The following is a 9443-nucleotide window of genomic DNA, read 5'->3' on the forward strand; positions in this document are numbered from 1 at the left end:
ACGAGGGTTTGGAGGCTTCGCCTCCTCACTGTTGCAACTCGAGGCTTGATCTCAGATGCGGAACGCACTCGCGTGAGTCCCTGAGTCCTTACGGACACGCGCTCGCGCAAAGCCTCCCGTAAGGGATACGCGAACGGCGATCGCATCTTGTAATTTTGTGCTTGTTTTCCCCATAGTAAATAAAATAAATCAAATCCAACTTTCTACAGGAAATTCCCTGACTTGACGCATTCAAAGAAAATCACTATCTGATGTAACGAGAATTAATGAATGGCGTAAAGCTGTAGCAGCAATCCACAGATCATTTTCACCAATGCCAATTTATTGTAGTTGAGTTGTTTTGCGTTTACTCTTTTCTTTTGGTGCAAATCTTTTAATAATTTCAGACTTGAAATCTCCGTAAATTTCTGCTGTATCATCATCAATTGGATAAATATCTATTCTGTTGAGAAATGCGCGAATTTTGATGATATTTGCAGTTTTTTGTTGGGAGTTTTGTGCCATGAATCTGAGTTCACCTGCGACGATGGCACTGATGGCGAGTCTAACCTTACCTAGTTCCCGAAAGTGATTGACAACTTTTGGTTCACCTTCTATCAAAAAAGTGCAATGATTGGTGTCAAGCAAATACATTCTTAAAATTCTAGTGGCATACGAGTATCATGAACAAGCTGAAGACATTCTTTAATATCATCACCTTCCCAATTTCCTGCAAATTCTAGTAAATCTTCAGCCGTAGAACCGCGTAAGTTATTTTTATTTGACTGTTTTTCTGTATAACTGGTTTTGATTTCTCGAATAAAATTAAGTGCTTCTTTCAGCAACTCTGGTGGTAAAGTTTCTATTTCTTGGATTAATAATTCTTTAGTCGTCATATTTTATCTTTCTCACTGCTTTTTTATTTGCTATTTTACAAGCTGACAATTGACAAAACTTGCTCTTCTTAGTGACTTGCGAAAAATTTAGGCTACTTTTAATGGCTTCTCAGGTAAAGCAATGGGTTCCGGCAAAGCTTTCCGGTGCTCTTGATACCATTCAATGAGTGATTCAATGATTTCGTGTCCGTGTTTCGCAGCTTCTTCGTAGGTTTTGCCGTGGGTGTGGTATTGCTGCCAAGGAAATTCTGGTAGGTGGACTAAATAGCAGTTATCTTCATTTGACCATTGAATGAGCATACTATAGTGATAATTCATTCTTCCTCCGCATTAATTTCTTTAAGCTTCTGCATTTGTTCTAATTTATCCAAAACTTGATTCACTTGTTTTTCCAAGTATTTTGGTGCATCGTCTCCATCTTTACCAGCAATGGTAACGGGTTCATCAGGTATGAGTGGATGAATCCAGAATGTATGGCAACATGAGTGCAGGACGGTAGTCAAAACCTGCTTTCCGTAATATCGCTTTTAACTCTCTAATTTTCTTGGGCATCTAGCCTCACTGTATATTATGGCGATTTATGCCATTTTCTGTCATAACTGGATAGAAAAGAGGTTCTAATCATGGATGTGATTAATATCAACGATGCACAACAGCACCTTGATGCTGTCATCAATGAAAGTGCAAAATCTCATACACCAGTAATTATTACTGGTCATCAAAATCAAGCGGTACTTGTTGCTCTTGAAGACTGGAACGCAATCCAAGAAACATTGCACATACTCCAAGTTCCTGGAATGCGAGAGGATCTCCTTGAAGGAATGCGTACTCCTGTTGAGGAATGTGTGACCAAAGAGGAGCTTGATTGGTAGTGTGGGAATTACGCTTTACCAAGCGAGCACAAAAAGATGCAAAGAAGCTTGCTGCAGCTGCACTCAAGCCGAAAGCAGAAGAGCTTCTTGCAATTTTGGAGCAAAATCCTTATGAAAATCCTCCTTCCTACGAAAAGTTAAAAGGAGATTTGCAAGGGGCTTATTCTCGGAGAATTAATATTCAGCATCGGCTTGTATATGAAGTGCTGGAAGAAGAGCGAGTCGTCAAAGTTCTAAGTATGTGGACTCATTATGAGTAATATCGATGAAAATTTCATCAAATCGGGAATATTCTACAGCAAAGTTGTATAAAATCTTTGTAAAAACCTCTTCCTGACCCAGTTATGCCGCCAGACTACTCCGGTCAAAATCTCCGAGGTCGCTCTTTTAAAGGTGAAAACCTGACTGGGGCAAACTTTAGCAAGGCAGATATTAGAGGGGCTGATTTTACCAACTCTATTCTCATAGGTGCTGACTTCACAGGTGCTAAAGCTGGTCTACAGCGACGTTGGACAATTGGGTTGCTTATAGTCTCATGGCTACTGGCGGCACTATCAGGACTATTTCCACTATTTATTGCTGACTTGTTAGTATCTTCTTTAAAACAAACTGGTACTCTTAATTATTTTCCAGAATATCAAAATTTCATCAATTTTGCCCTCCTAGTTGAGCTTGCGATCTTTTTTATCTTCACTGTCTACAAGGGTTTCGCAGTAGGATTGAAAGTTGGAGCCGTCGCCCTCACCGTCATCGTCGTCGTCATCGTCGTCGGAGCCGTCGCCGGAGGGGTCTGTGCCACCGTCGCCGGAGACATTCCCGCCGCCAGAGGCGTCCGCGTAGCCGTCGTCGTCATCATCGCCCTCATCTCAGCCGTCCTCGCCGCCCTCAATGTCGCCGTCGTCTTCGCCGCAGCCGTCGCCCTCACCATCACTGTCGCCGGCCCCATCGCCTTCGCCTTCGCCGTTGCCTTCGCCGTCGCCGGCCCCATCGCCTTCGCCGTCGCCGTCGCCTTCGCCCTTGCCGTCCCCATTGTCCTCGCCGTCCTCGCCGCCTTCACCAGATACGTCGTCAACAACCCCGACGTCGCCAGAGACCTCATCAACCGCGCCGGCGCCGACGCCGTCGCCTTCCTCAACATCGCCCCCGTCGCCTTCGCCTTCGGCTTCGCCGTCGCGATGCTTGGCGTTTACGTTGGGTGGCACGGTCTGGCTGGAGACGAAAAATACGCCTTGGTTCGCTCAGTTGCTATTGACTTCGCCGCTACAGGTGGAACCAGCTTTCGTGGTGCTGATTTAACCGATGCTGATTTTACTGGTGCAACCCTCAAAAATACAGATTTCAAAAAAGCAAACCTGACACGCACTCGTTTTTATGAAGCAAAAAAACTTGACTTTGCCAGAGTCGGCAAGACTATATTAACTAACCTAGCTGTTCTAAAATTGCTTATTACTGGCAATGGTAGAGGAAAATCCTATGTTGGTGCTAACCTCAAAGGCGCTAACCTGATAGGCGCAGATTTGAAAGAAGCAAATCTCAAAGATGCTGATATTAATGAAGCCACTTTCCAAGGAGCTTGTTTAGAGTGGGCAAACCTGACTCTCACTCAAGCTGTCCGCACTAATTTTACCAGCGCTCACATGACTGGTGCTTGTGTGGAAGCATGGAATATTGAAAGTACAACTAAGTTAGATAACGTAGATTGTCGCTTTATCTATCTTCTGGAACGCCCCAAGCCTAGAAGCGATGACCGCGAACGCCGTCCCAGCAGTGGCGAATTTCAATCAGGAGAATTTACCAAGCTGTTTGAAGAAGTTTTAAATACTGTTGATTTAATTTTCCGCAACGGCATAGATTGGAAAGCTTTTGATGCGGCATTCAAAAAAGTGCAAGCCGAAAACGAAGACACGGAATTAGCTATCAAAGGTATTGAAAACAAAGGTGATGGGGTAGTTGTTGTTAAAGTTGAAGTGCCTATTGATGCTGATAAAGAAAAGTTTCATAGTATTTTGATGCAATATTATCAACAGGGACTGAAAGCAGGAGAAGAAAAATATAAAGCACTACTAAAAGCTAAAGATGAGCAGATAGTCATCTATCGCCAACAAAGTGGAGAGATGAAAGAGATTATTAGCTTATTAGCAAGTAAGCCTATAAATGTTCAAGTTGACAATAAATTAGAGAATAAAAATATGACTAACAGCAATGATTCCAGCCGCAAAATTGAAATTGGCAGTGTCGGCGGAGATTTTAATGCAAGCGGACAAGCTTTGAATTTAGGTGAAATTAGCGGTACGGTAACAAATACCATCAATGAGTTACCATCTGCGGAACCAGAAAAACCGGGAATTAAGGAATTGTTGACGCAATTGCAAGCAGCAATTGAGGCTGAGAAGGACTTACCCGAAGAAGATAAAGCTGAGGCTTTAGAACAAGTAAAAACCTTAGCGGAAGCCGGGAAAAATCCCCAAGAAGAGGCGAAGCAAAAAGAAGCTAAAACGGCTATGAAGATTTTAAAAGGGACAATAGCTGGCTTACCCACTGCGGCAACATTGGTTGAGGCGTGTAGTAAACTATTGCCGCTGATTTCAAAGTTTCTGGGTTTAACCTAAGTATAAGACAGGATGGTTTAGAAGTCACTGTATAATTAAGTAGGATGTGTTGCGGCTATGTCAGAATTTGAAAATTTGAGAGAGTCAGAACTTGCCGTAACGCATCCCATTTATTGGTGTGTTTATGTCAGAATTTGAAAATTTGAGAGAGTCAGAACTTGCCGTAACGTATCACATTTCTCGGTGCGTTACGCGTTGCTTTAACGCACCCTACTGAACCAATAGAAATATATGCTTTTAGAACTGCAACAAATTATTGTCAAACCAGGGCAACAAATGTTGCTTAAAGATGTTAGCTGGCAGCAGTTAGAAAACATTTTAGAGGAATTGGGAGAAAAGCGTGCTGCTCGCATTTCTTATAGTAATGGCTGGCTAGAAATTATGGTTCCCTTGCCCGAACATGAGAAAGATAAAGAATTTATTGGAGATTTAGTAAAAATCCTTTTAGAAAAACTAGAAATTGATTTTGAGGTTTTAGGTTCAACAACCTTTAAGAATGAGCGTATGACTCAAGCAGTAGAAGCAGATACTTGCTTTTACATTCAGAATTGTGCTGCTGTTATTGGTAAAAATCGCATAGATTTGACTATAGATCCACCGCCTGATTTAGCAATAGAAATTGATATTACTTCCCGTACTCGATTTAATAACTATGAGATGATGGGAGTGCCTGAACTTTGGCGATACACGCCGCAAGGATTGCAAATTAATCTCCTACAGCAGGGAAAATATGTGGCAGCTAATTTCAGTCCTAACTTTCCCGGCATCCCCATTATTGAACTCGTGAATGAATATGTAAAGCAATGTTTAAGTGTAGGGAGAAGTCAAGCAATCAGAGCTTTTAAAAGTTGGGTAAAGAATAATTTGTAACAGATGATATTTGATGAATCAGACGAAAAAAGTTGAAATAAAATGTCAAAAAACACCTTAAATACCGCTGGGACGTATAAAATCTCGGCGGCGTTGTATATCCTCATTTCTCCTTTGGAATTCGACTAAGTATGGTGTGCTAAACTGCTTGATCTCTTGTGTTTCTCTAAGTGCCTGCTTAACGACTGTATTAAATTTCTGAATTTGCTGGTTAACACGTATCCGTAATAATTTCTCAGATTCTAGTTTTTGCCCGGTTGTTACTGTTAAATAATGAGTTGATTGCTTTTCTTGTTGTGCCAAAACAGTAGCAGGTGTAAAGACTAGAAGTGTTACTAATAATACTGTGGCTCTCATCATATTTGCCACCTCCGAAGCGATCGCTTCCGCTAATTCTTCTTTGCAAAGCTTATTTCCCTTTTACACTTTCAGTATAGAAAAAAACTTGAGCAATTTGTGAAGAAGAAAGCAATGAGCCGAGGGTAATGCACCATTCATCCTTACTGTTGCTGTATCTGCCTTTTATTTCTCCCAATCATTACAAAGGCAACGATCGCACTTGCCAACGCCAACCCAACAGCAATAAACATCACCAAGCGAAAGCTATCTACAAATGCAAGAGCGATCGCCTGTCTTATCTTTCCACTCACCTCAACACTCACACCAGCAGGAACTTCAGCACCCGCTAGCTTGATACGCTGTTCATCCAACAGTTTCTGAACTTCAGGCGGTATGTTCAACGTTGCTAAACGTTGATTGAGGCTGCGATTGAAAGTATTGAAAACAAAGATATTGAAAATGGCGATCGCCAGCAAGCCAGCAGTGCGAGCAACAGCATTGTTAATTCCGGAAGCAATACCAGCTTGTCGTTGCTTAACAGCACCCATCACCGTTGTTGTCAAGGGGGCAACGCTAATTGCCATACCCAAACCTAAAACGACTATGGCAGGGAAAAATGTTGTCCAGTAACTACCGCCAATTCCTGGCACAGCAAACAAAGCAAATCCAAGAGCAGCAATTATCGGACCAATTGTCAAGGGGAGTTTTGCGCCGTAACGACTCACCAACCCGCCAGACCAACGTGAAAGGAAGAACATGATTACAATAAACGGCAAGAAGACCGCACCAGCCGCTGTAGCCGAGTAGTGTTGCACTTGAATGAGATTGAACGGAAGAAAGTAAAACACCCCGCCCAAGGCTGAATAAAGCAGCAGTGTGAGCAAATTTGCACCGCTGAAGGTGCGCGATTTGAATAAAGATAATGGCATCATCGGGGCGCGGTTGTTCGCCTCAACAAAAATAAACGCACTCATCTTGAGTGCGCCAACTGCTAAGCAACCTAGAACCAGAGGATGGAATAATCCTAAGTGAGACGATTCGATGAGTCCGTAGACAATCACCCCTAAGCCGAGAGTTACTAAAGCTGCTCCCCACCAGTCCAGTCTTGCAGACTCTTCATCGCGGCTTTCTGGTACGCGCCAAAACAAAATACCCAGTACGATGCCAGCTAGGGGAACATTAAGAAAAAATATCCAGCGCCAAGAAACATTTTCAACTAACCAACCGCCAAGAACGGGACCAAGTGCTGAGGTGATGGCTGTGAAACCTGACCAAGTTCCAATGGCTTGTCCGCGCTGTTGTTCGCTAAATGAGGCGCTGATGATTGCTAAACTTCCTGGAACTAACAACGCACCACCAATTCCCTGAACTGCCCTAGCAATGATAAGCTGATTCACATTTGGCGACAGTCCGCACCATACTGAGGCTAAGGCGAAGAGAGCAACACCGCAGGCAAAGATGAGCCGCCGTCCGAAGCGATCGCCTAATGATCCACCAACCAAAATTAAAGCAGCAAGAAACAGTGCATAAGACTCAACAATCCACTGCACGTCGGTAGTGGTTGCATTTAGCTCTGATTGCAATACTGGAAGTGCGACATTGACAACAGTACCATCAATCATCGCCATGCTCGAACCGAGGATTGTTGCTGCTAGCACCCACCGTCCAACATTTCTAGAACAAGGGTCAGTGCATGGTGCCGAGCGAATCACTCCCTCATCACACGGCTGTTTGACGATGTTAGCCATTTTAAGTTGGGGAGAATGTTGTCACCAAGAATGCAAATAGGATTTTGCACTTAGGACAACCCTACCACACATGGATGTTCTTGGAATTTATTGGGATTTACCTGTTACGAATTAGCGTCCTACTACGACTGATTATATGAAGCGTGTAAAAGACGCATCTACATCATTATGTAGGACATCCTGGATGAATAATCCTCAATCTTCTATTCCCAGGCAACGTCTCCATCCGGAGGTTTCGACAAAACCAGACAACATTTTGGCAATTGATGCCAAACACAATCCTTCTGCTTTCGCCGAACTCTATCGCCGTCATTTGAAAAATGTCTACAGCTACTTTTTCATGCGAGTTGGAGATGTACACCATGCTCAAGATTTGACGACTCAAACTTTTCTGGCGGCAAAGGAGTCGATGACCAGTTACCAAGGTCGCGGATCGTTTGCTGCTTGGCTGATGGGCATAGCCCGTAGGAAAGCAGCCGATCACTTTCGTCACAACCGCGAAACACTGCCATTAACAGTTGTTGACCAGTTACCGTCTCCCTGTCCCCCAATAGACGAAGAAATTGACCGACAGTTGCAGCTAGAGCAAATTGCTCAATGTGTCAAGACTATTCTGACTCCAGATCGAGCTGAAGCCGTTGCCCTAAGAATCTTTGGAGGCTTGAGTACCGCTGAAGTTGGTCAGGTGATGGGAAAGAGCGAGGCAGCAGTGAAAATGCTGATTTATCGAGCCATAGCTGATTTGCAACAATACCTGGCTCCTCATGCAAAAGGAGAAGAGCAATGACACCTGAGAACCACCCAAAAAGTCACGAAATGCAGATAGCTGAGGACTTAGACACATTCCTCACTGCTCAACTTGCTGGAGAGAGTGTCTCTGCACCACCGAGCTTATCACAATCTGAAATGGACTTAGCTGCAATGCTAGCCGCTGTCTCTGATGAAGTCCAGCCAGATCCTACTTTTGCAGCCGAACTAGAAACACGATTGCTGGGAGCGAATGTGGTGGACGCTTCTGAGGTTTTTCCAAATCAGAAAACTGAGGAGTTGCCAGAAACTCAGCAAAACAGGTTGCGCTTTTCTCCATCTCTAAACCTACTCATACAAGGAACCAGAACTATGAAGTTAGCTGTGTTACGTTCTCGTCCTATTCACCGATTTTCTATAGCTGCAATGGCTGTGATCGCTATTTCATCAGTCGTAGTCATATCGACACCGTCGTTGCGCTCTCTAGCACAGACAATCTTTGAACATTTCATCCGTACTAGCAGCGATAGTATTACATCTACAGGTCGAACGCCGAAGGTCGTATCCGATACAGCAAAAGAGAGGCGACAGATAGAACAGGAGTTCCGAAACACTAAAACTGTTAGAGAAATGGAGATAGAAAGAGGTTTTGACTTGAAGGAGCCTACTTATCTACCCACTGGCTTTGTCTTACAAGATGTCGGTTCTCCTAACCCAAATCTTGTGGTTTTGCCTTATGAAAATCCTCAAACTAAGGCTTTGATCCTGATTGCTCAACAAAGGTTGGATGGAGAACCATTATTTGGTCCCATCTTTTTTGCACCTACAGGGAGTACCGCAAAGGGCAAAAGTGTAACTTGGCTCTGGTCAAAGAAGCCAATCATATCGCAGCAGGAGCCAGCTTTGCAAAAACCTGGCAAAAGTCCTGTGGGTGCTAGTGCGAAGATTGAGTTGATTCAAATTGGTAACAGGACTGGGCAGTATGTCGAGGGAGCATGGGAGCCAATTTCCCATCAAGAAGGCTCTATTGATGGGATGCGATGGGATCAAAACCCCCAGGCACGACAGATCCAGTGGCAAGAAGGGGATATGCTATTTCAAATCACCACTCCTAGCGGAGTCAGTCGAGATGAATTAGTGGCGATCGCCCGCAGTATGCAATAAGCCCTTTTTGGGGTTTTGTGATTTTTTGCAGTTTTGACTGCTGCCTTTCATTAAATTAACTAATACCAGGGGCAATATGCTCAAAAATAGGTATCATCAAACTTTTGAGCTACATATTTGCCCCTGCTTATGACACTCACGTGATTTTCTATCAGTCCTTTTTTATACCAATTTAATGTGAAGCTGCACTAAATAAATAACCTCCATTCTTGGCGCTCT

General features: G+C 43.6%; 12 protein-coding genes and 1 pseudogene. 6 read left to right on the plus strand and 7 right to left on the minus strand.

Annotated features, from left to right (window positions below):
* Positions 1-51: 51 nt before the first annotated feature.
* The 5 genes and pseudogenes from AACT52_RS08610 to AACT52_RS08630 all read right to left on the minus strand — a co-directional run bounded on the left by AACT52_RS08610 (position 52) and on the right by AACT52_RS08630 (position 1378).
* Positions 52-174: a hypothetical protein gene (locus AACT52_RS08610; RefSeq protein ID WP_272937161.1), complete on the minus strand. Its 123-nt coding sequence runs from the start codon at positions 172-174 to the stop codon at positions 52-54.
* Positions 175-231: 57 nt separating this feature from the next.
* Positions 232-633 (minus strand): annotated as a pseudogene (locus AACT52_RS08615) (type II toxin-antitoxin system VapC family toxin).
* 2 nt (positions 634-635) lie between these two features.
* Positions 636-875, minus strand: a complete 240-nt coding sequence (locus AACT52_RS08620; RefSeq protein WP_073636535.1) for a DUF2281 domain-containing protein — start codon at positions 873-875, stop codon at positions 636-638.
* 87 nt (positions 876-962) lie between these two features.
* On the minus strand, positions 963-1193 hold the full coding sequence (locus AACT52_RS08625; protein ID WP_073636536.1) for a type II toxin-antitoxin system HicB family antitoxin: 231 nt from the start codon (positions 1191-1193) through the stop codon (positions 963-965).
* The gene (locus tag AACT52_RS08630) at positions 1190-1378 is read right to left on the minus strand and encodes a hypothetical protein (RefSeq protein WP_337251831.1); all 189 of its coding nucleotides are present in this window, start codon (positions 1376-1378) and stop codon (positions 1190-1192) included. Before AACT52_RS08630 ends, AACT52_RS08625 begins: the two co-directional genes overlap by 4 nt.
* 120 nt (positions 1379-1498) lie before the next feature.
* Here AACT52_RS08630 and AACT52_RS08635 point away from each other — a divergent pair, with 120 nt between their 5' ends.
* From AACT52_RS08635 to AACT52_RS08650, 4 genes are all read left to right on the plus strand, one after another.
* A complete protein-coding gene (locus tag AACT52_RS08635) occupies positions 1499-1747 on the plus strand; it encodes a type II toxin-antitoxin system Phd/YefM family antitoxin (RefSeq protein WP_073636537.1) in 249 nt (82 codons plus the stop codon).
* Positions 1747-2007: a Txe/YoeB family addiction module toxin gene (locus AACT52_RS08640; protein WP_233154262.1), complete on the plus strand. Its 261-nt coding sequence runs from the start codon at positions 1747-1749 to the stop codon at positions 2005-2007. Before AACT52_RS08635 ends, AACT52_RS08640 begins: the two co-directional genes overlap by 1 nt.
* 84 nt (positions 2008-2091) lie before the next feature.
* Positions 2092-4356, plus strand: coding sequence for a pentapeptide repeat-containing protein (locus AACT52_RS08645; RefSeq protein ID WP_073636538.1), 2265 nt, complete (start codon positions 2092-2094; stop codon positions 4354-4356).
* 231 nt (positions 4357-4587) lie between these two features.
* Positions 4588-5226: a Uma2 family endonuclease gene (locus AACT52_RS08650; protein WP_073636539.1), complete on the plus strand. Its 639-nt coding sequence runs from the start codon at positions 4588-4590 to the stop codon at positions 5224-5226.
* A gap of 57 nt (positions 5227-5283) precedes the next feature.
* On the opposite strand, the gene AACT52_RS08655 is transcribed toward AACT52_RS08650, so the two are convergent.
* Together AACT52_RS08655 and AACT52_RS08660 are read right to left on the minus strand one after the other, a co-directional pair.
* On the minus strand, positions 5284-5586 hold the full coding sequence (locus tag AACT52_RS08655) for a hypothetical protein (RefSeq protein WP_073636540.1): 303 nt from the start codon (positions 5584-5586) through the stop codon (positions 5284-5286).
* A gap of 140 nt (positions 5587-5726) precedes the next feature.
* The gene (locus AACT52_RS08660) at positions 5727-7313 is read right to left on the minus strand and encodes an MFS transporter (RefSeq protein ID WP_073636541.1); all 1587 of its coding nucleotides are present in this window, start codon (positions 7311-7313) and stop codon (positions 5727-5729) included.
* A 184-nt stretch (positions 7314-7497) separates the two neighbouring features.
* Here AACT52_RS08660 and AACT52_RS08665 point away from each other — a divergent pair, with 184 nt between their 5' ends.
* Positions 7498-8100: an RNA polymerase sigma factor gene (locus AACT52_RS08665; RefSeq protein ID WP_073636542.1), complete on the plus strand. Its 603-nt coding sequence runs from the start codon at positions 7498-7500 to the stop codon at positions 8098-8100.
* A complete protein-coding gene (locus AACT52_RS08670; protein ID WP_073636543.1) occupies positions 8097-9224 on the plus strand; it encodes a hypothetical protein in 1128 nt (375 codons plus the stop codon). The genes AACT52_RS08665 and AACT52_RS08670 overlap by 4 nt, the downstream gene beginning before the upstream one ends.
* Positions 9225-9443: the final 219 nt, after the last annotated feature.

The sequence above is a fragment of the Scytonema sp. HK-05 genome, assembly GCF_963872035.1.
Classification (GTDB): domain Bacteria; phylum Cyanobacteriota; class Cyanobacteriia; order Cyanobacteriales; family Nostocaceae; genus Kalymmatonema.